At 47.9% G+C, this 23,714-nt stretch carries 22 protein-coding genes; 21 read left to right on the plus strand and 1 reads right to left on the minus strand.

The genetic code is table 11. The features are described 5' to 3' along the window. Positions 1 to 146 precede the first annotated feature (146 nt). From ACRRU2_RS00670 to ACRRU2_RS00685, 4 genes are all read left to right on the plus strand, one after another. Positions 147 to 1,757: a hypothetical protein gene (locus ACRRU2_RS00670; RefSeq protein WP_432499636.1), complete on the plus strand. Its 1,611-nt coding sequence runs from the start codon at positions 147 to 149 to the stop codon at positions 1,755 to 1,757. 62 nt (positions 1,758 to 1,819) lie between these two features. Beyond that, a complete protein-coding gene (locus tag ACRRU2_RS00675; RefSeq protein WP_432499637.1) occupies positions 1,820 to 4,315 on the plus strand; it encodes a glycoside hydrolase family 2 TIM barrel-domain containing protein in 2,496 nt (831 codons plus the stop codon). A 108-nt stretch (positions 4,316 to 4,423) separates the two neighbouring features. Continuing rightward, positions 4,424 to 5,539: a glycoside hydrolase family 88 protein gene (locus ACRRU2_RS00680; protein WP_432499842.1), complete on the plus strand. Its 1,116-nt coding sequence runs from the start codon at positions 4,424 to 4,426 to the stop codon at positions 5,537 to 5,539. A 246-nt stretch (positions 5,540 to 5,785) separates the two neighbouring features. Then, positions 5,786 to 6,514, plus strand: a complete 729-nt coding sequence (locus tag ACRRU2_RS00685; RefSeq protein WP_432499638.1) for an NAD-dependent protein deacylase — start codon at positions 5,786 to 5,788, stop codon at positions 6,512 to 6,514. 1,034 nt (positions 6,515 to 7,548) lie between these two features. Here ACRRU2_RS00685 and ACRRU2_RS00690 read toward each other — a convergent pair. After that, positions 7,549 to 8,421, minus strand: a complete 873-nt coding sequence (locus tag ACRRU2_RS00690) for an AraC family transcriptional regulator (RefSeq protein ID WP_331699220.1) — start codon at positions 8,419 to 8,421, stop codon at positions 7,549 to 7,551. A gap of 129 nt (positions 8,422 to 8,550) precedes the next feature. Here ACRRU2_RS00690 and ACRRU2_RS00695 point away from each other — a divergent pair, with 129 nt between their 5' ends. The 17 genes from ACRRU2_RS00695 to ACRRU2_RS00775 all read left to right on the plus strand — a co-directional run bounded on the left by ACRRU2_RS00695 (position 8,551) and on the right by ACRRU2_RS00775 (position 23,459). Beyond that, a complete protein-coding gene (locus ACRRU2_RS00695; protein ID WP_432499639.1) occupies positions 8,551 to 9,627 on the plus strand; it encodes a Gfo/Idh/MocA family protein in 1,077 nt (358 codons plus the stop codon). A gap of 20 nt (positions 9,628 to 9,647) precedes the next feature. After that, the gene (locus tag ACRRU2_RS00700) at positions 9,648 to 10,484 is read left to right on the plus strand and encodes a sugar phosphate isomerase/epimerase family protein (protein ID WP_432499641.1); all 837 of its coding nucleotides are present in this window, start codon (positions 9,648 to 9,650) and stop codon (positions 10,482 to 10,484) included. A gap of 185 nt (positions 10,485 to 10,669) precedes the next feature. Then, on the plus strand, positions 10,670 to 11,125 hold the full coding sequence (gene spoVAC / locus ACRRU2_RS00705) for a stage V sporulation protein AC (protein WP_432499843.1): 456 nt from the start codon (positions 10,670 to 10,672) through the stop codon (positions 11,123 to 11,125). Next, a complete protein-coding gene (spoVAD, locus tag ACRRU2_RS00710) occupies positions 11,126 to 12,139 on the plus strand; it encodes a stage V sporulation protein AD (protein WP_331699224.1) in 1,014 nt (337 codons plus the stop codon). It abuts the gene before it with no gap. Positions 12,140 to 12,142: 3 nt separating this feature from the next. Beyond that, positions 12,143 to 12,493, plus strand: a complete 351-nt coding sequence (gene spoVAE / locus ACRRU2_RS00715) for a stage V sporulation protein AE (RefSeq protein WP_331699225.1) — start codon at positions 12,143 to 12,145, stop codon at positions 12,491 to 12,493. A gap of 144 nt (positions 12,494 to 12,637) precedes the next feature. After that, positions 12,638 to 13,591, plus strand: a complete 954-nt coding sequence (locus ACRRU2_RS00720; RefSeq protein ID WP_331699226.1) for an AAA family ATPase — start codon at positions 12,638 to 12,640, stop codon at positions 13,589 to 13,591. After that, positions 13,592 to 14,824, plus strand: a complete 1,233-nt coding sequence (locus tag ACRRU2_RS00725; protein ID WP_432499642.1) for a DUF58 domain-containing protein — start codon at positions 13,592 to 13,594, stop codon at positions 14,822 to 14,824. After that, a complete protein-coding gene (locus tag ACRRU2_RS00730) occupies positions 14,821 to 17,091 on the plus strand; it encodes a transglutaminase TgpA family protein (protein WP_432499643.1) in 2,271 nt (756 codons plus the stop codon). Before ACRRU2_RS00725 ends, ACRRU2_RS00730 begins: the two co-directional genes overlap by 4 nt. Before the next feature lie 176 nt (positions 17,092 to 17,267). Then, positions 17,268 to 17,792, plus strand: a complete 525-nt coding sequence (locus tag ACRRU2_RS00735; RefSeq protein ID WP_331699229.1) for a YqeG family HAD IIIA-type phosphatase — start codon at positions 17,268 to 17,270, stop codon at positions 17,790 to 17,792. 17 nt (positions 17,793 to 17,809) lie between these two features. After that, a complete protein-coding gene (yqeH, locus tag ACRRU2_RS00740) occupies positions 17,810 to 18,916 on the plus strand; it encodes a ribosome biogenesis GTPase YqeH (protein WP_331699332.1) in 1,107 nt (368 codons plus the stop codon). Positions 18,917 to 19,011: 95 nt separating this feature from the next. Beyond that, a complete protein-coding gene (aroE, locus tag ACRRU2_RS00745) occupies positions 19,012 to 19,896 on the plus strand; it encodes a shikimate dehydrogenase (RefSeq protein ID WP_432499644.1) in 885 nt (294 codons plus the stop codon). A 59-nt stretch (positions 19,897 to 19,955) separates the two neighbouring features. Then, a complete protein-coding gene (yhbY, locus tag ACRRU2_RS00750) occupies positions 19,956 to 20,249 on the plus strand; it encodes a ribosome assembly RNA-binding protein YhbY (RefSeq protein WP_331699231.1) in 294 nt (97 codons plus the stop codon). A 12-nt stretch (positions 20,250 to 20,261) separates the two neighbouring features. Then, positions 20,262 to 20,864, plus strand: coding sequence for a nicotinate-nucleotide adenylyltransferase (gene nadD / locus ACRRU2_RS00755; protein WP_432499645.1), 603 nt, complete (start codon positions 20,262 to 20,264; stop codon positions 20,862 to 20,864). After that, a complete protein-coding gene (gene yqeK / locus ACRRU2_RS00760; protein WP_432499646.1) occupies positions 20,842 to 21,411 on the plus strand; it encodes a bis(5'-nucleosyl)-tetraphosphatase (symmetrical) YqeK in 570 nt (189 codons plus the stop codon). The genes nadD and yqeK overlap by 23 nt, the downstream gene beginning before the upstream one ends. Positions 21,412 to 21,430: 19 nt before the next feature. Further along, complete coding sequence (gene rsfS / locus ACRRU2_RS00765) at positions 21,431 to 21,778, plus strand: ribosome silencing factor (protein WP_432499647.1); 348 nt, start codon at positions 21,431 to 21,433, stop codon at positions 21,776 to 21,778. Next, on the plus strand, positions 21,775 to 22,695 hold the full coding sequence (locus ACRRU2_RS00770; protein WP_432499648.1) for a CvfB family protein: 921 nt from the start codon (positions 21,775 to 21,777) through the stop codon (positions 22,693 to 22,695). Before rsfS ends, ACRRU2_RS00770 begins: the two co-directional genes overlap by 4 nt. Next, the gene (locus ACRRU2_RS00775) at positions 22,692 to 23,459 is read left to right on the plus strand and encodes a class I SAM-dependent DNA methyltransferase (protein ID WP_432499649.1); all 768 of its coding nucleotides are present in this window, start codon (positions 22,692 to 22,694) and stop codon (positions 23,457 to 23,459) included. The genes ACRRU2_RS00770 and ACRRU2_RS00775 overlap by 4 nt, the downstream gene beginning before the upstream one ends. Positions 23,460 to 23,714 lie beyond the last annotated feature (255 nt).

Below are 23,714 nucleotides of genomic sequence, written 5' to 3' on the forward strand. Positions count from 1 at the left end.
CGAACCGTAAAAAAAACCATTGCACCATAGATAAGCCCATATCCATTTAAAACAGCAGCATGCTAAAGTGGGATACAAGCAGTGAGGGAGCTCATCATTGCAACTAATGAAAACGTTGTTATACAAAAAAGAGAGGGGAACGTCGAATGAAAAAGTCGATTATGAGCCTGGTATGCATCGTTTTGCTTACCAGCATGCTGGCAGCTTGCGGCTCAAAGAATGAAAACACGCCGCCTGCTACGAACACAGGCAATAATTCCAGCTCAAGCAATCCATCTGAGGCGCCAGCAGCGCCAACCAAGTTTTCTATTGCAAGAGGTACTCTTGCGCTTAAAGCAGTCGAATCCGTAACTGATATTAACAAAGACAAATGGGTGCTGGAGCTTGAGAAGCGTACAAACACCGATATGGATATCCAGCTGCTTCCGCACAAGGATTTCAAACAAAAAGTATCGTTGATGTTTGCTGGAGGAGAGCTTCCTGATGTGCTGGTTGCTTATCAATCGATGACTCCTGCAAGCAAGGATATGAGAGGCGCAGTTGATGCAGGCATTTTTATGCCGCTTGACGATTTGCTCAAATCGCACGGCCAGAACCTGCTGAAAGTCATTCCTCAAGCAGCATGGGATGAAGTAACCTACAACGGAAAAATTTACTCGATCCCGCAATACTTGACGGTTCAATCCCGCCGCGCAACGTTTGTACGTTCTGATTTGCTTGAAAAGGCAAACGTTACTGCTCCAAAAACAATTGATGAGTTGCTGCCGGTTTTAAGAGAGCTTAAAAAGATTGGCGTTGAACAGCCATTCGCTTTCCGTGAGAACTTCAAATATGCAGATTTTATTCTAGGCGCTTATGATGTTCTTCCTTACAGCACCATGTATGAAAAACAAGGCGACGAAATCGTGCCTAAGTTTTTCAACAGTGAAAACATGATGAAGGCTTTGGAAATTTACAAAACGATGTATGATGAAGGACTAATGGCAAAAGACTTTGCTACAATTACAGGCGCAATGTGGACAAAGAGTCGTGAAGCAGGCAATGTAGGCTTCTACAATGCTAACGCCAACACTTGGGGCTCCTACGAAACGACGCTGAACAACTCTGTACCGGATGCCAAGCTGGAGATGATTCCATCGCCAGTAGGTCCAGATGGCAGAGGCGGCCAAATGTTGTACCAAACTACGCTCGAGCAGGCTTACCTGAATGCGAAGCTTGATCAAGCAAAAGCAGAAGCGATTGTAAAATATTTTGATTACATGGTAACAGAAGAATCAGCAGAATTTTTCAACTACGGCATTGAAGGCGAAGACTACACAAAAGCAGATGGCAAAATCAATTATGAAGTGCCGACTGAGGAAGCAGCAAGAGATTCTGAGATTCGCCGTGACTGGCTGCGCGTCATTAAAGATGGCGGCTTCAACAGCGAGAAGCTGCCGCTCGAAAATCGCGGACCCGAAATGCTGACAGCGTTCGAAACATTGCTTCCTAACGAAGGGCGCGGCGGTATTTCTTTTGATCCAGAGCTTGACAGCTACACGCAATTCCCGGACCTGGCTCCAAAATTTGATGAGCCGTCCAAGTTTATTCTTGATTATATGGTCAAAATGATTTATGGCAAGGAACCGATTTCGGATTGGCCGAAAGTGATTGAAGAGTGGAGAAAGAGCGGCGGCAACGAAATTATTAAAGAAGCGACTGCCCGCTACAATAATAAGCAAGGCATTTATATCGGACCGGATGCTAAAGTAGAGTAATAACATATCAAAAGAAGGGCACCTGTTCGGGTGCTCTTCTTGGCATAAAGGAGAACGTATGTATGCATAAAAAGAGATTGATAGACGGCTGGCAGCACTATACCGGCGGACTTGGCGGAGTATGGGAAGTATGGAGAGCGGATAAGCTGAACAATCATTACAATGTGCCATGGCATCAGGTGCAGCTGCCGCACAGCTATAACGGGCTTGATGTGATGGACCCCGACAGTACGTATTATCAAGGAGAAGGCTGGTACCGCACGAGGCTGTCGCTGCAAAACCCTTATCCAGAAGGCAGAACGCTGCTTCATTTTGAAGGAGCGGGACAAAAAACGGACGTTTACGTATACACAGAAAAAATAGCGTCCCATTTGGGCGGTTATGATGAGTTTACGGTAGATATAACAGAAGCTGCTGCTGGCAATCAATTGGAACGCTACGAAGGACAGGTGCCTTTAGCGATATGCTGCAACAATAGCCGCGATCTTGAAACTATCCCGTCAGATGCGAACGATTTTCATGCCTATGGCGGCGTTTATCGTTATTTGAATCTCGTATATGTGCCGGCTGTTTCTATCGAAGATATGCATATTGCAGCACAATGCCATGGATTGGCCGAAGGAGGCGAAAAAGGCAGCCTTGATGTTCAGCTATCGTTGTATGCTCCGCAATTTGCAAATGAAAACATAGCAATAGATATTATAGTAAAAGCGCCTGATCAGAACATTGCCGCTTCTGTCCACTGGGAAGGCAAGCAGTGGGAAGGGATGAAATCGATCGCTCAAATTGAGCTCGATGAGATTATGAGATGGTCCACCGAGCAGCCTCGTTTATACGAAGTAGAGGTTAGACTGGCTAGCCAATACGGCGAGACAGCGAGAACTGTGCGGACCGGTTTTAGAACGTTTGAATTTGTGAAAAAAGGACCATTTCTACTAAACGGAGAACGTCTGCTGCTTCAGGGCACGCATCGCCATGAAGACTTTGCAGGTGTTGGCCCGGCCATGACGGAAGCTATGATTACAGAGGAAATGCGCGTCATAAAAGAGATGGGCGTTAATTTTATTCGGCTTGGGCACTACCAGCAGTCGCGTATTGTGCTTGAATTATGTGATGAGCTTGGCATTCTTGTGTGGGAGGAAATTCCCTGGAGCCGAGGAGGACTAGGCGGAGAAGGCTATCGCCAGCAATGCATAGATATGCTGCGCGCCATGATTACGCAGCATCGCAATCACCCGTCCGTAATTTTATGGGGCCTTGGCAACGAGAACGATTGGGAATGCGACTTTGATTACTTCGACCAGGAAGACATTCGCCGATTTATGAAGAGGCTGCATGATCTGTCTCATGAAATCGATCCGACAAGAAAAACGGTAATACGGCGCTGTGATTTCTGCAAAGATATTGTAGATGTATACTCGCCTTCTATATGGGCGGGCTGGTATAGAGGGATATACACTGATTACGAGAACAGCTGCAAGCAGGCAGCAGACGAGGTCAACTCCTTCTTCCATGCGGAATGGGGCGCAGATAATGTAGCAAGACGCCATGTCGAGGAGCCGTATACGGGTTTTCAAATGATTGACAGTGGGGGCGGCTCGACCGACGAAAGAGATGGCGATTATTTGCTGACTGGCGGAGAGCCGCGCGTATCGCGCGATGGCGACTGGTCGGAAACGTACTTTTGCGACATGATTGACTGGTATTTGAGCGCACAGCAGCGCATGGACTGGATGACAGGTGCCGCTCAGTGGGCTTTCAAAGATTTTGCGACGCCTGTAAGACCGGATTCTCCTATTCCGTATTTGAATATGAAAGGCGTTGTGGAGCGCGATTTGACCAAAAAGGAAGCCTATTATGTATTCCAATCGTACTGGTCGAAGCGTTTAATGGCTCGCATTTATGGTCATTCCATGTCCGTTCGATACGGGCAGGAAGGACAGGCGAGGACGGTTAAAGTATATTCCAATGCGGCTACTGTTGAGCTGTTTTGCAATGGTGTAAGCTTAGGCAAAAGAAACCGCAATAGCGAAGATTTCCCTGCTGCCGGCTTGCGTTGGGAGGTTAATTTCCAGCCTGGAGAAAATGTATTGAAGGCCGTTGCAGAAAGAGATGGCCAAATAGTTAGCGATGAGCTTTCGTTCGTATATCAGACGGAAAGCTGGGGCAAGCCGGTACAGCTGCAGCTGGAAATCGAGCGGGTATCAGCGGATCGCCATGTCGTTTATGTGAAGGCTTATGATGAGCATGGCGTATTCTGCCCGGTTGCAGCCAATTTTATCCGATTTAGCGCAGCGGGTGACGGCAAGCTGATTGATAATCTAGGCACTGTCGGCGGCTCGCGTCTAGTGCAGCTGGCAAGCGGCCGCGCAAGCATCGCAGTCGAGCCCGGGGGTGCGCCCGGCGCGTACATTCCGGTCGAGCACTTTTTTACTGCAGGAGGACCTGCGATAACTGCTAGAGAGCAGGACACGAGAAAACAGCTTCGGACTACAATTGTAAGTGCAGCATGTGAAGGCATGGAAACGGCTTTTGTAACGATAAAAGAGCAGCTGTAACCAGTTTCATTGTATAGTAGTAGTAGTAGTAGATTACCATTATTAGGAGAGGCGTCGATTTTTAGTGGTCAACACCATTAGATGCCTTAGTTGGAGGGAATGCATATGATGAATTTAAAAGCTGATTTTAAAGAGCCGTTCCGTATGCTGGATCAGAAGGTTCAGCAAATGATGAAGCTAATAGGCGACAAATCGCCCCATGTAGCTGGAGCAGATGGAAAGTATGATGATATGCGGCTCGATTGGTGGACGTCGGGCTTTTGGCCAGGAATTTTGTGGATTATGCATGAAATGACAGGCAATGAGGCCTATAAGACAGCGGCATGGCGCTGGGACGAGCTGCTAGAGCAAAAGATGATGCAGCCAAATAACTTCCATCATGATGTTGGATTCCAGTTCATGCCTACTGCGGTTATAAAGCATAAGCTGACAGGAGATGAGGATGCGCTGCGCCGCGGTTTGTTTGCAGCTAATTTTTTGGCAGGCAGATATAATATAGCCGGACGCTTCCTAAGAGCCTGGAATCAGGAGAAGCTTGGCTGGTCAATTGTGGATTCATCTATGAATCTATCGATTTTGTTCTGGGCCGCGGAGCAGACAGGCGATCCAAGGTTTACTCATATCGCCAAGGCGCATGCCGATACTGTAGTGGAACGTTTTATTCGCGAGGATGGGTCAGTTAATCATATTGTCAGCTTTGATCCGCAAACTGGCGAGCATATCGGCTCGCTGGGAGGCCAAGGAGCGGGTCCGGATTCCGGCTGGAGCAGAGGCGCTGCATGGGCTCTATATGGCATGGCCAGCACATATCGGATTACGAACGAAATCAAATACTTACGAGCCGCACAGCGGGTTGCGCACTATTTTATAGCTAATTTGCCTGAGGATTCCGTTCCGCATTGGGATTTTCGCGCAGCAGCGGATCTTGGCGAGGAGCCGCGCGACACATCAGCGGGCGCTTGCGCCGCTTCGGGCATGCTGGATTTAGCTGATTTGCTGCCAAAGGTAGAGGGGGCTATATATAGAAGAACAGCTGAGCGAATTCTGTTGTCGCTTCATCGCAATTATGCGACCTGGAACATGCCAGAGCATGAAGCGATATTGCTGCATGCCACAGGGCATAAGCCGGCAGATCAGAACGTAGACGTATCACTTATTTATGGCGATTACTTCTTTGTCGAAGCCATTGCGAAGCTTAATGGTTGGAAGAATCGTATCTTCTAATTCATTTTTGCATAGCTACAAATCGTAAAAAACAGCAGCTGCCTGACGTTAATGGTCGGGGGCTGCTGTTTTTGATAACAAATAGTCCAAATCTGATCGCAGTGATATCCGTTTCTATTTTTCTCCACCTACAGTTAATCAAGGCGCTCACAAGGGAATTAAGACGATAGCGTTACAGCTTGTAGTCGCTACTCTAATGTATTATGCTCATTTATAATGAAGAGAAAGTTTAAGGGAGGCAGTGGAATGAATAGAGAAAAGGCTGCTGAAATCATTAGAGAAGGCAAACGCATTGTATTTTTTGGAGGAGCAGGTACCTCGACGGAGAGCGGTATTCCCGATTTTCGTTCCAGCACCGGGCTATACGCAGAGCAAAAGCAAAAGTATTCGCCAGAGCAGCTGCTCAGCCATTCTTTTTTTATGGATCATCCGCAAGAGTTTTACACTTTTTATAAGCAGAAAATGATTCATGCAGCAGCGAAGCCGAATCGAGCGCATTTGGCGCTTGCCGAGCTTGAAAAGCGCGGTGCACTGCACGCGATTGTGACGCAAAATATTGACGGCTTGCATCAAATGGCGGGCAGCAGCAAGGTTTTTGAGCTGCACGGCACTGTTCATCGCAACTATTGCATGCAGTGCGGACAATCGCACAGTCTTGCGGAGGTTATGCAGTCAGCTTCCCTCATTCCTTATTGCGTATGCGGAGGTATCGTCAGGCCGGATGTCGTGCTTTATGAAGAAGGGCTGGATATAGACATCGTCAATGGCGCGATTGCTACGATTGAACAAGCGGATGTGCTCATCGTTGCAGGTACGTCGCTGACAGTTCAGCCGGCTGCAGGCCTCGTGCAATATTATCGCGGAGATAAGCTTTTGCTTATTAATAAAACCGCTACCTCATATGATCATTTGGCGCGCTATACCATTCGTGACAGCATAGCCGATGTGATGCATGAGGCCGTGTTTGCCAATTAAGCTAAATACAAACGATACGGAACGGTGAGAAAAACAACTATATAAAATCTAACGAAGCTTGACGGCCTGATTATGCCAAAAAAGCCAAATTTGAAAATCTAACGAAGCTGAGCGGCTTTATTTGGGGGAAAAGGTGCTTCGAATGATCGTTTGTTCACAGATAACGTTTGTCAGATTCCTTAAGAATTCAATTTGGCTGTATTCAGAGAAATAGCTCTTCTCTACTCCGTTAGAATTTGATCGAGTTAAGATATTTTGTTCGCAAGAATCGACAGACTCTCTAGCCGGTCAGTCGTTCCGCTATTTCGTCTAAAATCGTAGTTTTGAGGTGGTAAAGTGACAGACGTTCCGCTATTGATGCATAAATCGTGGATAAAGCCCCGTTTAGAGCTGAATAGCGGAATGTGTGTCCGCGAAATAAAAAAAATGACGGTTTTAGGGCAAATAACGGAACGAGTGACCATGAAATTCATTGTGAGCAACTATTCGCTACTATTCGCAACTAAGCAGGTTGTAGTAAGCCTTATTAGTCAAAATCCCAGCATAAATACACCAAAGTTCATACATAAACGCTTCTCACAACCGCTATATATTCGAAACTCCCGTTTTTTGCTAAATAAAGCCCCTCACAACCGTCCCAGTATTCTAAAACTGGCACCAAGAACACGCAGCGCTTCTCCGGGCTCCTCTCTCGACGTATATACTCATGCATCAATAAATGAGGAGCTTGTCTATGACTCTTTTGGCTGTTGCTGCATAGGATGTAGCAATAGCTGTATGGGAGGGGAAGCATATGAATAGACGAAGGATGTTAATTATTTCATATGTATGTTATGTGTTGTTTATAATCGTGATGATTGCCAGCATTATTTACAACCGATAACGCTTGAAGCTAGAGCTGCATGAGCAGCTATGGAGCCGTAATTATAAGAATTTGCTTGCATGAGCTTAAAGTATGGTACCATATTAATTGGTCATTGCTTGCATAAGCTTATGTATGGATCTGAAGCGGTACTTGCAGCTATGGAGCCGCCTTATATGACATTTTTTTGCATAAGCTTACGGTATTCTTTTGGAACGATGCCTTTTGTTGCTTTGAAGACGCGAGCGAAGGTTGGATAGGAGCCGTAGCCGACTTCAAGCGCAATTTCAGCTACGCTCATTTCTGTGGAAGCAAGCAAGCTGCAGGCATGTCTCATTCTAAGGTCATGTAAAAAATGGACAAAGCTTTGCCCGGTAGTTTCCTTGATGACCTCGCTAATTCTCGATAGGCTCATTGCAAATTTTACAGCAAGATCAGATAAAGCAAGCGGTTCCTGATAATGCTGATGGATGTAATAAATAATTGGCCATACAGAAGCTTTGTGCAGCTGCGCGGAAGGTGCGGCGACTGCGCGGGTTTCTTTTTTTTGCCTTATACGGTCAAAGCTGATTAATATTCCGGTTAGTTGCGCTTGCATCAGACTAAGCTTCCATGGCTTTTCGCTAATATATTCCTCATGCAATTCTTGAACTAGCTGCAGCATTTTGTAGTGTTGATTCTCTTCCAGCTGAAGGTGAGAAGGGAGAGGCGACATGTCCATGAGCGCCATTAACCCTCCGTCTTTATGAGGATTCATCAGCAAATTCATACTGAAATTGCAATTATACAGGACAAGCTTGCTCCCGGGTTCCGTAAAAATTTCATGTATTTGATAGGGCAGCACAAAGGTAAACGTACCGGCAGTCATTTTGTGCGGCACACCATTGATCGTTTCCACGCCCTCGCCTTCGATTACATACGAAAATTCCAGAAAATCATGCCGATGAGCTCTGTATCCGTGTTCAAGCTGATTAAGGCTAATATGAAGCGGACAAGTGCTGTCCATATTGGGATAGGATTTTAGATAGTCCGGAAAATAAGTCATTTGGCTCCTCCGAAATTTTGAGATATTTTTCGAAAATAGAAAGCGCATTTATTTTACTTTTATTTTACCATAAAGAGCAGCGGCACTAGCAATGCGACAAACAATAAACATTCGAATGGAGGAATGTTCGTGGCTAACGAATCTAAGGTGAAAATCGGTATTATTGGCGCTGGCAATATTGGCAGCGTTCACGCGAATGAATTTTCGAAGCTTTCTGATTTGTGTGAAATAACGGCTATAACAGATGCGTTTCTTCCTCTGGCCCAGCAAAGAGCTGTACAGTATGGCATTGCGGGCGTAGCCGAGTCTCCAGAGCAATTAATTGAGCGAAGCGATGTTGATGCAGTCATCATTGGCGTTCCCAATCAATTTCATGCTCCGCTTGCGATAAAGGCGCTTCAAGCCGGCAAGCATGTATTGCTTGAAAAGCCGATGGGGATCAACAGCGAGGCAGCGCGAGATATTTTGAGAGCGAGCAATCAGTCAGACCGGGTCGTTATGGTCGGACACCAGATGCGCTGGGAAGCTGTGCCGATGCAAATTAAGGAACAAGCAGACCGAGGCGAGCTTGGACAAATATATACAGCAAAGGCTGGCTGGTTCCGCAGAAAGGGCATTCCGGGCTGGGGAACATGGTTTACGCGCTCGGATCAGTCTGGAGGCGGCCCGCTCATCGATATCGGCGTACATATGCTCGATCTTGCGTTATATTTGATGGGCAATCCGAAGCCTGTTACTGTTTTCGGCTCCACTTACGCACAATTCGGTCCTAAGCGCAAAGGAATCGGCACTTGGGGCAAGCCGGATTGGAACGGCAAGTATGATGTTGAAGATTTGGCAACTGCGCTTATTAAAATGGAGGATGGCAGCAGCTTGACGCTGGAGGTAAGCTGGGCTGTTCATATGGATACAGATAACAAGCCTTTTATTCACTTGATGGGAACGGACGGAGGGGCAAGCTATAGCGGCTCATCCGGCAAGCTGCTCACTGAGAAATTCGACCGGCCGATTGAGTCGCTGCTGCAGGCGCCTGAGCAGGATGAAGGAGAGCGGGCCCGTCTAAGCCGTCATTTCCTAACCTGTATCCGGGAAGGAAAGCAGCCGATTACTTCGGCATTGTCAGGCTATATAAATAATCTTGTGCTAGATGCGATTTATGAGTCATCACGCACGGGGCATGAAGTGAAACTTAATTTAGATATTTAATGAAGGGAGGAGAGGGAAACATGTTAAGAGGGCTATCGAGCGCTGGACTGGGCGCATTGAAAAACAGCCGGCAGCTTGTTGAGCTGGCAGCTGCAAACGGATTTCAATCCGTAGATTTGGATGCCTTTGCATTTGTACAAGAGCTGGGCGTGGAAGAAGCGAGCAAGCTGTTGACGGAGCATAAGCTTGTTATTGGCTCCATCGGGCTTCCTGTGGAGTGGCGCCAAACGGAGGAAAAGTTTCAGCAAGGGTTGACGAAGCTGGCGGAGCATGCGGCTGCAGCAGCGGCTCTAGGCTGCACGAGATGCTGCACGTATATATTGCCAGCTACTGATTACAAGGCGGCTCATTTCATGGCGCTTGCCACAAGAAGACTGAAGCTGTGCGCGCAGCTGCTAGGGGCATATGGCATTCGTTTAGGGTTGGAATTTGTCGGACCGCATCATTTGCGTACTTTATGGGCGAACCCGTTTATTTGGACGCTGGAGGAGACTTTGGATTGGATTGGTGCCATTGGCGAGCCGAATGTAGGGCTGCTGCTCGATGCTTATCATTGGTATACGAATGAGTTGTCAGCTGCTGATATCGAGGCGCTGCGTGCTGATCAAATCGTTCATGTGCATATCAATGATGCTCCTGCTCTTCCCATTGACGAGGTGCTTGATAATGGGAGGTTGTATCCTGGTGAAGGGGTAATCGATTTGGCAGGCTTTTTGCAGGCGCTTGTGAAAATTGGTTATGATGGCTGCATTACACAGGAAGTACTAACCGCAGAGCAGCCTAAGGACAGTCCGGAACAGCTTGCGCAGCGTTCCAAAGCAGCCTTTGATCGCGTTTTTGCCAAAGCTGGGATTTAATAATAAATGAAGAAGCTGAAAGAAAATCATTCCATGTGATTTTCTTTCAGCTTCTTTCTTTTATTGGCATAATGCATCTCATTTTAACAAATAATGAAGGAAGCAAAGCAAGCATAATTTTGGACTGTACGAAAGGAGTAATAAGTGTGAGTGTAAAATCAAGCAACGGCAACAGATTTAAAGATATGTCGATGTCGCCAAAGGAATATAAGCAGTTTGCAAAAACAAAAGAGCCGCCAAGATCAATCTTTGCCAATTGCTTAAAGGCGTTTCTAATCGGCGGAGCTATATGTATGGTGGGTCAGGCGATTCAGGAAATGTTTATGTATTTTTTCGGCATGGACCGCGAAACGGCAAGCAATCCAACAGTTGCAGTGTTAATACTGATATCCGTTATATTGACAAGCTTAGGCGTTTATGACAAGCTGGCCCAATTTGCCGGTGCTGGCTCGGCCGTCCCCGTAACCGGCTTTGCCAATTCGATGTGTTCTGCGGCGCTGGAGCACCGCAGTGAAGGGCTTGTGCTTGGCGTAGGCGCGAATATGTTTAAATTAGCGGGCTCAGTTATTGTTTTTGGTACAGTAGCAGCTTTCTTCGTCGGTATTGTGTACATGATATTCGGCTTAGGAGGTCACCATTAAATGAACAAGGGAAATCAAACCTGGTTTTTCAAAAAAAAACCGGTCATTATCGGCGTAGCGACGGTCGTTGGACCCGATGAGGGTGAAGGCCCGATCGCAGAAGATTTTGATTTGGTTCATCCGGATTTGGATATGGGTCAAAAAAGCTGGGAAAAGGCTGAGCGTATGCTTATGGAGCAGGCATCCCAATTTGCAATTCAAAATGCCAATATTCAAGCCGAGCAGCTTGAGTATTATGTCGGCGGAGATTTGATGAATCAGATCACGAGCACTACTTTTGCCACTAGATCGCTGGGAACGCCTTATTTAGGTGTTTTTGGCGCCTGCTCCACATCGATGGAATCGCTCGCCCTGGCATCACTACTTATCGACAGCGGCGCAGCGCAGTATGTAATGGCAGGAACGTGCAGCCATAATTGCACCGCCGAGAAGCAATTCCGTTATCCGACTGAGTATGGCTCACAAAAGCCGCCGACAGCACAGTACACGGTAACCGGAGCAGGCGCAGCTGTCTTGGCCGCGGAAGGGAAAGGGCCTGTCATTGAATGCGCGACAATCGGTAAAATCGTGGATTTAGGCATCACCGACCCGTTCAATATGGGAGCAGCGATGGCACCTGCAGCGGTCGATACGATTAAAGCGCATTTCAACGATACAGGAAGATCGCCCAAAAATTATGATTTGATAGTAACAGGCGATTTGGCGGGCGTAGGATTGCCGATTGCAAGAGATTTGCTGCTTAAGTCTAATGTGCCGATGAATGAGACGGAATTCAATGACTGCGGCTTAATTGTGTATGATGTTGAAAAGCAGAAGGTGCAAGCAGGAGGAAGCGGCTGCGCTTGCTCCGCGGTCGTTACCTTTGGCCATTTGCTTAAAAAAATGGCCAAAGGGCAGTACAAGCGCATTTTAGTTGTTGCTACAGGAGCCTTGCTGTCGCCTTTATCTTTTCAGCAAGGTGAAACGATCCCATGTATTGCGCATGCGGTCGCTATTTCAGCAGGAGGAGAATAAGCTATGATTTATTTTTGGGCATTTGTTGTCGGTGGTGGTATTTGTGTGCTTGGACAGCTCATGTTCGATGTGCTGAAGCTTACGCCGGCGCATACGATGGCAACGCTGGTCGTGCTTGGCGCCATAGTCGACGGACTGTATTTGTATGAGCCGCTAGTCGAGTTTGCCGGAGCCGGAGCTACGGTGCCGATTACAAGCTTCGGCAACGCGCTTGTACACGGCGCATTATCAGAGCTTGAGAGCGTTGGCTGGATTGGCGTTTTGTCCGGCATATTTAAAATAACGAGCTCAGGCATATCGGCAGCTGTAATATTTGCTTTTCTTGCAGCATTATTTGTAAGACCGAAAGGCTAAAAACGTTTAATCAAATATTTTTAAAAAAGCTGGAGAATCCTGTGGGATTCTCCAATTTTTTTTGGAATGAGCAGAAATGTTAATATTGCTGTTATAATGATGCTATAATCTAGCAAACTCTAGTATTTTTCGGGAGGGAATGGAATGGAAATTCGTACTGTTGATCGCCATGTATGCTCGATGATGCTTCATAATTTGGAAGCTTGTATTCTCGGAAAACGAGAGCAAATAGAAAGATTATTAATCGCTGTTATTGCAGGCGGACATGTTCTGATAGAGGATGTCCCGGGAACGGGAAAAACACAGCTTGTCAAAGCGTTGGCCAAAACAATCGGCGGGCAATTCCGCAGGGTTCAGTGCAATCCCGATTTGCTGCCGACAGATATAACAGGTGTGTCCATCTATCATCCTCGTCATGAACAGTTTCAATTTCGCCCAGGTCCGATTATGACGAATATATTATTAGCGGATGAAATTAATAGAGCTACAACGAAGACGCAGTCAGCCTTGCTGGAGGCGATGGAGGAGGCGCATGTTACTGTTGACGGCGAAACCTATCATTTGCCGCAGCCTTTCGTGCTGCTGGCAACGCAAAATCCGATTGAGTTTGAAGGCACCTATTCTTTGCCTGAAGCTCAGCTTGACCGATTTATGATGCGGCTGACGCTCGGTTATCCAAGCAAGGAGGATGAGCATCAGATGATTGTAGCCTCGAGCAAGGCTCCATCCGAGCATATTCAAGCGGTTATCGATATCGAGGATATGCTGTATATTCAGGAGCAGGCTCAACAGATTCATATCGATAGCGCTGTTGCCACTTATATTCTTTCTATTATAAGTGCTACGAGAGAGCATGAAAATGTGGTGCTCGGGGCAAGTCCTAGAGCGACGATTGCACTTGCTAAAGCTGCCAGAGCGAGAGCGTTTCTGCATGAGCGCGACTATGTAACGCCTGATGATGTAAAGGAATTGGCGCCGTACGTTATTGCGCACCGCCTGCTGCTTCAGATGGAAGCGAAGATGAGGGGGATCAATGCGCAGCGCGTTGTGGACGATATTTTGCAATCGACAAAAGTTCCAGTAAGACTGGAGAATTAAATGATGGTTAAATCAATCAATGCGAAGCTGAGATGGATGTATATGGCGGCTATTTATGGAATCAGCCTGCTGTATGTAATGTTTCAAGGCGGGAAAACAGCGTTTATGCTATTTATTATATTGAATTTGCTGCTTTTATACTTATTGCTCGGCCACTTTAGCGGTATTTATAGAGTGCGTGGCAAGCGAATGGTTAAAGTGGAAGGGGACGAGGTCAGGGAGCCGTATATTCGTGCAGGCACCCAGCTGGAGCTTGAGCTGCACATTACAATTCCAGGCTATTACCCGCTTACTTATGTTATCGTACGCGATTATTTGAAGAGGCACGATGGGCAGCTGCTTATGTTCGAGGATTCCTTTTTGCCAACCTGGCGAAAAGGGGGACGGATTGCCTACAAAAGCCCGCAGCTAAAAAGAGGCGGCTATACTTTCCAAAAGACAGAATGTCTGACTTACGATGTGTTTGGATTGTTTGAGCATAAAGGATCGTTTGAAAGCGGAACTGAGATAGCGGTACAACCGCAAACGGTATATTTAAGAAGCTGGGACAGCTTGTTTAAGTCGCAGCAAGGGTTGTATGCACACGCAGCCGCCTCGCGCTCCGCGAAGGAGACGACGCAGCTTAACGGCATCCGTGAGTATTTGCCGGGCGACCGTTTATCACGCGTGCATTGGAATGCGACTGCCAAAACAGGCGAATGGAAATCCAAAGCTTTTGAAAAGGAATCGCTGCCCCGCATGATCGTCATATTGGATTGCAGCAAGGAAAGCTACTCGAGCAGCGGCGACGACTTTGAGCTTGCCGTATCTGCCGCAGCCTCTTTGCTCGAAAGCGGCCTGCGTTCCAATACGGCCATGGGTTTGCTTACGACCGGACATGAGACCGCTTGGTTTAATCCGCGTGCCGACGCCTGGCAGAAGGCTGCGGTGCTGAAGCATTTGACTTTTGCTGAACCGAGCGGTTTGCAGACGTTGCTGGAAGCAGTTAAGCATTCCGAGGCTTTGCTGGACAAGGGCGGAGTTGTCATTGTTGTTTCGGCAAGCCCGTTAGTGAAGCTGTTGCCCGTGCTTGACTGGCTGCAGCGTCGCGAGCTGCATCCGCATTTGATACGGACTGGCGCTGCAGAGCCTGGAATCGAATTCCGCCGCGAGCAATCTATTAAGTGGCCGATCTATTCGATTCATGAGCTTCATGAGCTGCCCGCGGTGCTGGAAGGGGGAGGCAGGCGATGAATAGCAAACGAAATGCGTGGTATGAAAAGCTGGTCTCTGTCTTGATAGCTTGTATAATAATGAGCACTTTATCAATATTTGAAGCCTATTGGTGGGAAGAAACGTTCTCGATTGCCTATTTTACGATCGGTACCGCACTTGTAATCCAGTTGGTGCTGCCATGGCGTTGGCTGAAGACGAAGCTTTTTTTGCAGTGGCTTGCCGCAGCAGCTGTAACTGTCGTTAAAGTGCCGGAAGTGCTTCACTGGAGCAAGCAGGAAAGCTGGGCGGTTACGTTCGAAATGCTGATGAACGAGCTTGTTAAGCTCTATCCTTTTATTTGGATAAGCCTTGCTGTTCTAGTTATTTATCAAATGCTTTTGTATTGGTCGACGACTAGAATTCGAATTTTTGGAACAATCGGCACCAGCCTAATTATTTTAACAATCGTAGATTCCTTTACCCCTTACTGGTTATGGGATAATGTAGCGGTTGTTGTGCTGCTTAGCCTGATTTGGCTGGCTGCCTATCATCTTCATACCTTGCAGAAGGAGCATCCTCACAGCTGGAAGGTGCTGCTGGAATATCCGCTTTATGTCGTGCTGCCCATGCTGCTTGTATTGAGTATTATTATGCTGACAGGTATCAGCATGCCGGCAACGGCGCCTCTCTTGAAGGACCCATATACAATGTGGAAGCATGCCAAGGGCGAGCGAGTAAATATTAATCTGGGAGAAAAAAATAATGCTGCAAATAACGGATTGAAGTCAAATTTGTCAGCGAGCTCAGGCTACAGCCGGGATGATAGCAGTCTTGGCGGCGGCTTTCAGTATGATTATTCTCCTGTCATGACGGTTACTACTAATAGGAAAAGCTATTGGAGGGGAGAAACGAAAAGCTTCTATGACGGCAAAGGCTGGATGATTGAGGATTCTGCTGATTACAAACGTTTGCTGAGCCGGACGAAAGCTGTCGGCAGCAATGGCGAAATAGACGAGCAGCGTCCGCGCCCCCATGCGCAAACGAATGAAATTGTGCAAACTGTATCGATGGCCAGAGATGTAGATTATCCTGTATTGTTTGCAGCTGCGCCAGTTACAAAGGTTATTTCGATTGGAGCGGATGATGCGGAGCTGTATGAACATTTAAGTTGGTCGCCAGGTCTTTGGGAGCTGCGCTGGAATGATCAGACGCCGCAATCCTTTCCTTCGACTTATACCGTAGTTTCCGAAGAGATCATATTGGACGAGGAAGCTTTGAGAACGGTGGACGCGCACATTCAAGAGAAAGATCTAAACGATATTTATTTGCAGCTTCCGGATGATTTGCCGGAAAGAGTAAAGCAGTTGGCCGAGGAAATTACGGCAGAAGCGGCTAATGACTATGATAAAGCCCGGATGCTGGAGCAATATTTACGGCTTCATTACACGTACTCCAGTACACCTGACAGCAGCAAGCTGACCGGTCAATCCACAGATTTCGTCGATCAATTTTTATTTGAGCTGTATGAAGGCTATTGCGATTACTTTTCGACAGCAATGGTAGTCATGGCCCGCACGCTTGACATGCCTGCCAGATGGGTAAAAGGATTTGCACCAGGCTATTTGCCAGCCTCTGCGTCAGCCAATGGCTGGATGGATTCTGAAGCTGTAGTCACAGATCCGGCAGGAGCCGGCACCTATACCGTTCGCAACAGTGATGCGCATTCCTGGCTGGAAATCTATTTTGACGGCTATGGCTGGATTGCATTTGAGCCGACCGCCGGTTTCTCTTTTCCTTACGCCATGCCGCTTCAAGAGGAGACGGACATACAACAGCCTGAAGTGCCGGAGGAGAAGGATGAGCCTGCTGCTCCAGAAATGAGTGAGAATACGACTGAAAAAACAGCTTCTCTCATCCCGTTGCTTCTATTAATTATAGTGCCGGTTATAGGGCTGCTGTTCGCTCTGCTTTATCGCAAAAAGCTAATAGACTGGTGGACGGCTTATCGTTATAAGTCCATCGGTAATAATGAAAGAATTATAATGGAAGCCAATAAGCTGCTTCGCCAATGCGCGAGACAAGGACTGCTAAGGTCAGAGCATGAGACGATGCGCGAGGCTGTGCTGCGCTGGCTGGATGAAGGGAAGTATAAGTCCGCCAAACAGCCGCTCCTGCAATTGCTGGATTTATTTGAACAAGCGAGATACAGCGGCAAGCAGGCTAGCGCTGAGCAGCTGCAGGTTGTGCAGCGCTGCGCGGAGGAAGTAAAGCATATCATTGCCGAGGCCAAAAAAGATAAAGGATAAAGGTTATTTGTCATTATAAGAAGCTATAAGTTTTTTCTACAAACTTGTTCTTATAATTCGTCAGTAAACATGCCTTTTCAAAGGTCGGCGAAGCCGTTTATCCTTGTTTGCAACGAATTTGGTTTGTGTGGTATAGTTTCGTAAGATAGCAGGGAGAAAGAAGAGGGATTACGGCTATGCTCGAAAGATTAGTACCGAAGCTGCGTGTCAATTCGGTATATGATATCGATTTGGAAAAGTTGTATGCGCAAGGAATTAGGGGGATCATTACCGATTTAGATAATACACTTGTAGGCGCCAAGGTTGCTCTTGCAACGCCAGAGCTTGCAGCTTGGCTGAAAACGGTTGAGGAGAAAGGCATTCGAGTCGTTATTGTTTCCAATAACAATGCGGATCGGGTAGGCGGCTTCTCAACCCCGCTCAGCCTGCCGTTTGTCTATTCCGCGCGCAAGCCGTCTAGGCGTGCGTTCAAGCAGGCGCTTGATCTGCTCCGCTTAAAGCCTGAGCAGACGGTTATGATAGGCGACCAGATGCTCACTGACGTGCTTGGCGGCAATCGTATGGGATTGTACACCGTTCTGGTTGCTCCTATTTCGCCTGCAGATGAAGGAGTAATGACCCGTGTTAACCGAAAAATTGAACGGATTGCGCTCGTTAGGCTGCGCAAGCGGGGCCTATGGCATGAGGAGGAACAAAAGTGAGTAAGGATCAAGCAAATATGGAGGCTCTGTCCTGCTCTGGCTGCGGCGTCAAGCTGCAAACAGAGCGCAGCGAGCTGCCAGGCTATTTGCCGCAAAATGCAATGCAGCGGGAGCCGGTTATATGCCAGCGCTGCTTTAGAATTAAACATTATAATGAAGCATCAACCGTTGCCATAGACCAGGATGATTTTTTGCGCCTGTTAGGAAAAATCGGCGAAACGGACAGCCTTGTCGTACATATCGTAGACTTATACGATTTTGAAGGAAGTCTTATTTCGGGATTGCAGCGCTTTGTCGGCAACAATCCTGTTTTGCTTGTCGTCAACAAGATCGATTTGCTGCCTAAATCAATCAATGCCAACCGGATTCGCAATTGGGTGCAGCAGCAGGCCAAGCTGCAAGGAATTCGTACGGTTGATGTTGTGCTGTGCAGCGCTAAGCGCAATATGGGCATGGAGCATGTGCTCACTGCTCTTGAGAAGCATCGCGAGGGACGGGATGTATATATCGTCGGTGCGACAAATGTGGGCAAATCTACATTAATTAATCGCATTATCCGCGATTACAGCGATTTGGATAATGAGCTTACGACCTCGCGTTATCCGGGCACAACGCTTGATGCCATTAAAATTCCGCTGGATGATGGAAGATTTATTATCGATACGCCTGGTATTGTTTATTCCAGCCGGCTGACAGAGGCAGTGCCGCGCAGCTTCCTTGGCTCATTGCTGCCAGATAAGCCGATCAAGCCGCTTGTTTATCAGTTGAATGAAAAACAAACGTTATTTATCGGCAGCATCGTTCGTTTTGATTTTGTAGAAGGAGAACGACAATCCTTTACCCTCTATATTTCCAATAGCTTGAATGTTCACCGTACAAAGCTGGAACGCGCGGATCAGCTGTATGAGGAGCACCGCGGAGAGCTGCTCGGCACACCTTCATTAGAGGAGCTTGCAGAAATACCGCCATGGACAAGGCATTCGTTGCGCGTTGCGCGCGGAGCCAAGCAGGACGTATTTATAGCAGGGCTTGGCTGGATTCATATTAACAGCACCGAAGGGGCATTGCTGGATGTTTATGCGCCTAAAGGAATAAAGGTTATGCTTCGTAATGCTATGATTTAAGCGACAGCTCGAGACTGTCGTTTTATTGCGGTAACAATTGTATATACCATGAATCGACAATCTCAGCTTGCTGCTTGCATGAAGGGGGAAAATTTGTGGCAAGAGAGAGTTTTCAGCATGTCATTGATAGTAACACCACTTTATATGGGGTTATCGGCGATCCTATACGCCATTCTAAATCGCCTATTATGATGAATCGCGCTTTTTGCGAAACAGGCGTTAATGGTGTATATACAGCGTTTCATATTACTGATCAGACTCTCCCCGCGTTTATCGCTGGTGTTAGAGCGATGAATATTCGCGGCGTCAATGTGACGATTCCGCACAAGCTGCAGGTTATGGAGCTGCTGGATCATATCGATGAAGGAGCCGCGGCACTTGGAGCCGTCAACACGGTCGTCAATGACAACGGGATTTTGACGGGCTATAACACAGACGGGATAGGCTATGTTCGTTCGCTTAAGGAAGAAGCAATTGCGAGTCTGGCCGGCAAGCGGATCGTCGTTATTGGAGCGGGCGGCGCTGCCCGCGGCATTATCTACGCGCTGCTGCAAGAGCAGCCTGCTCAAATAACGGTTGTCAATCGCACTGTCGAAAAGGCTGAGCAGCTCGCTGCTGCACTTGGAGGCTACGCCAAGAACGGGGCTGCCGTGCTTGACGCTCGCTCGACAGATTCGCTGCAGGCGCTGTGCGGCGAAGCGGAGCTTGTTATTAATACAACCTCTGTAGGCATGTTTCCGAATGTTGATGCTTCCCCGCTCGATGCTTCCTGGCTGCAGCCGGGGGCAGTGGCGAGCGATCTTATTTATAATCCGCTGCAAACGAAGTTTTTGCTCGATGCGAAGCAGCGCGGCTGCATCACGCACGGCGGATTAGGCATGTTTATTAACCAAGGCGCTTACGCATTTGAATATTGGACAGGCAAGCCGGCCCCTGTAGCTGCTATGCGCGAGATCGTGCTGGCCTCACTTCAAGCCTAACGCGTAGTATAGAAACGCACTAATATAGAGATAACTGTGATGAAAGAAGGAATAGCAGCATGCTAACAGGTAAACAAAAGCGATATTTGCGCTCGATGGCTCATCATCTGCAGCCCATTTTCCAAGTAGGAAAAGGAGGCACGAATGATCATCTTGTGCGGCATATTTCAGAGGCGCTTGAGGTTAGGGAGTTAATAAAGATATCGGTGCTCAACAATTGCATGGACGATCCGAAGGAAATTGCAGTTGAGGTAGCGGATGCCGCAGGCGCTGAGCTTGTGCAGGTAATTGGGAAAACAATCGTTCTGTATAAGGAATCGACTGATCATAAAAAAATCGAACTGCCAAGGTAAGGAGCGCTCGCTATGAAAGCAATCGGCATTATGGGGGGCGCGTTTGACCCAATCCATATTGGCCATTTGATCGCAGCAGAAAGTGCTCGCGAGGCTTGCAAGCTGGATGAGGTTTGGTTCATTCCGACGTTCGGCTCTCCGCTTAAGGCGAATCGTCCTGGAGCAGAAGGGCATCATCGATTAGCGATGGTGGAAGCGGCCATATCCGGCAACTCCGCCTTCAGAGCGATTGATATGGAGCTTGCCAGAGGGGGGACCAGCTACTCGATTGATACGGCAGCGGAGCTGTTGCGCCAGTATCCCGCCTATAGCTTCTCTTATATTATCGGCTCAGATCGGATTAATGATTTGCCCCAATGGCATCGGGTAGAGGAGCTTGCAGCTATCGTTTCCTTTATTGGATTAGAGCGTCCGTCCGACGCGCCTCGTCTTGAGCAGCTGTCTCCCCGGTTGAAAGAAAGGCTGCAGATGGTGCAGATGCCTGCTATCGGCTTGTCTTCAACAGCGCTGCGAGATAAGCTTTCTGCAGGCCAATCCGTTAGGTACGAGATTCCTGCTGAGGTTGAGGCTTATATAAGGAGGCACGATTTGTATGGATCGGTTGCAGCTGATTAATACGGTGAAGCAAGAAATGCCCCAGCGCAGATGGCTGCATACGGAAGGCGTTATGCAAACGGCGATCGAGCTTGCGCGGCGCTTTGGCGGCGACCCCGAAAAGGCCGAGCTGGCGGCAATTGTGCATGATACTGCAAAGTACTGGGCAGTTGACCGTATGGAACGAATGATTCGCGAAAATAATTTAGATATACAAGTTTTGCAATATGAGAAGGAGCTATGGCATGCGCCAGTTGGAGCATGGGTAGCCGAGCATGTTTATGGGATCACTGATTCGGAGGTGCTCAATGCTGTTCGTTATCATACCTCCGGCAGGGCAGGCATGTCTTTGCTGGAGAAGATCGTATGGGTTGCAGATTATATTGAACCGGGGCGCAGCTTCCCGGGTGTCGAGCAGGTGCGTGCGATCAGTGAAACGGATTTGGATGGGGCGCTTCTGTCCGGCTTGATGAGGACGATTGATTTTTTGAAGGAAAAGGGTAAACAGATTTATCCGCTCACATTGGAAGCGAGAGATAGCTTACAGCAAGAAATTTTAGAGAGATAGGGCATAAGGAGGAAACAATTTGACAATTAAAGCGGAAGCATTGCTTTCCTTGGTTGTGAATGCGGCTGAGGATAAGAAAGCTCATGATGTGATTGCGTTGAATTTAAAAGAAATCTCGCTTGTCGCGGATTACTTTGTTATATGCAGCGGTAATTCAGATACCCAGGTTCAAGCTATAGCATCGGAGGTGCGCAAGCAGGCTGAGCAAAAGGGTGTTCGCATTCGCGGTATTGAAGGCATGGACACAGCGCGCTGGGTGCTTATTGATATGGGCGATGTCGTTGCTCATATTTTCCATCGCGAGGAACGCGAATTTTACAGCATTGAGCGCCTGTGGTCAGATGCGAAGGTTGTGGAATTCTCATGAGCTTAACAGCGGGCACTACAATTGTGCTTACCGTATCCAGAGAAGTGTCGCCTTACGGCTATTTCGTCACGGACGGAATTTCGGATGTGCTGCTGCCGTATACGGAATTGGTTGGCTCCAAGCCGAAGGTTAATGATGCTGTAGAAGTATTTATTTTTTATGATTCCGAGGACCGTATTGCGGCAACGATGCATAAGCCGCTTCTTCAGCTTGGCGAATTGGCCCGGCTGAAGGTGGCTGACGTGCATCCGCGCCTGGGCTGTTTCCTAGAAATGGGATTGGGCAGGCAGCTGCTTCTTCCGTTGTCGGAGCTGCCTGAGAAAATCGATTTTCGACCGCTTCCAGGCGATGAGGTTTTCGTCATCATGAAGCATGACAAAATGGGACGGCTAGTAGCGAAGCTTGCCTTTGAGGAAGAATTGTCACAGCTTGTTTTTCCGGCTCCTGACAGCTGGAAAAGTCAATGGGTGGAAGGCTGGGTAACAAAAACGCTGCAAATGGGCTCGTTCGTCATTCTAGACGGCGGAGTAGTCGGCTTCGGCGTATATGGACTTATACCTAGCCCGGAGCGTACGCGGCCGCTTAGACTGGGTGAGCGCGTGCGTGCGCGAATTACATTTATTCGCGAGGATGGCAGAGTCAATCTTTCGATGACGGAGCGTAAAGAAGTAGGAAGAGTACAGGATGCTGACCGCCTGCTGCAATTTCTTAAGGAACGTCCTGGCGGCAGCATGCCCTATTCGGATCAGACAGAAGCCGAAATTATAAAAAGCCGCTTCGGGATTAGCAAGGGTGCATTTAAGCGTGCGTTAGGAAAGCTGATGCGCGAAGGCGTTGTGACGCAAAAAGGAAGCTGGACTCATCTTGTGCAGCCTGCAGAGGATACCGGCAAAGATGGAGGCCAGGATCAGCAATGACACAATATTACGGCCATTTTGCAGCGGTCTATGATCGGTTGATGGAGGATATGCCGTATGCGGAATGGCTTGGCTTTGCACGGTCCGCCTGGAACAAGTACGGCATGCCGGAGACGATTGTCGACTTAGGCTGCGGAACGGGCAGTCTTTCTATTCCATTGTCCCGCTCGGGCTTTCATGTGTACGGGATCGATTTGTCATCGGACATGCTTACGGTTGCCCGCAGCAAATGGGACGAAACCCCTGCGCAGGCTGTAAGGCCCCGTGCAGGCTCGATCAGGTGGCTGCAGCAGGATATGAGGGAGTGGCAGCTTCAAGAGCCTGTGGACACCGTTATATCGTTCTGTGATTGCTTGAATTATTTGACGGAGGAAGCAGATGTCGAGGCAGCCTTTAGAGCGACCTTCCGCGGGCTTAAGGATGGGGGCACGTTTTTATTTGACGTGCATCCGCCCAAGCAGTTTGTTCGCTATGCAGAAGAGCAGCCTTTCGTATTGGACGAGCGGGACGTCGCTTATATTTGGACTTGCGATTTTGAAGAAAGCAAGCATTTGATCGAGCATCATTTGACGATCTTTGCCAAGGATGAGGGCTCGCGCTTCTCGCGTTTTGAGGAGATGCATATACAGCGCGCCTACGATCCCGAGTGGCTGAGGGCGGCGCTTCAGCGCGCCGGCTTTTCTAAAGTGGACAGCTATGCGGATTTCGAGCTCAAGCCAGCCAGCGCACAATCGGAGCGCTTGTTTTTTGTTGCTGTCAAGTAGAGTGTTTTATTAGAAAGTCGTTTGGAAACTCTAACGAATGCTGACACCGCTATTAGACCGAAAAAGCTTGTTATAAATTTGTAACGAACCGTAGCATGCTTATCAGCTATAAACAACTGCCTAAACGAGCATTTGTTCACAGATAGCGTCCCTGTGATGCGTTAGAATTTCAAAAAGTGCATTTTATGCGAAATAACGCCTTTAGGATTCGTTACAAAATGAAAGCTTCTCGAGCTCCGTTCTAAATTTGTTATC

Origin of the sequence: Paenibacillus sp. GXUN7292, assembly GCF_050864975.1 — a bacterium.
Taxonomy (GTDB): domain Bacteria; phylum Bacillota; class Bacilli; order Paenibacillales; family Paenibacillaceae; genus Pristimantibacillus.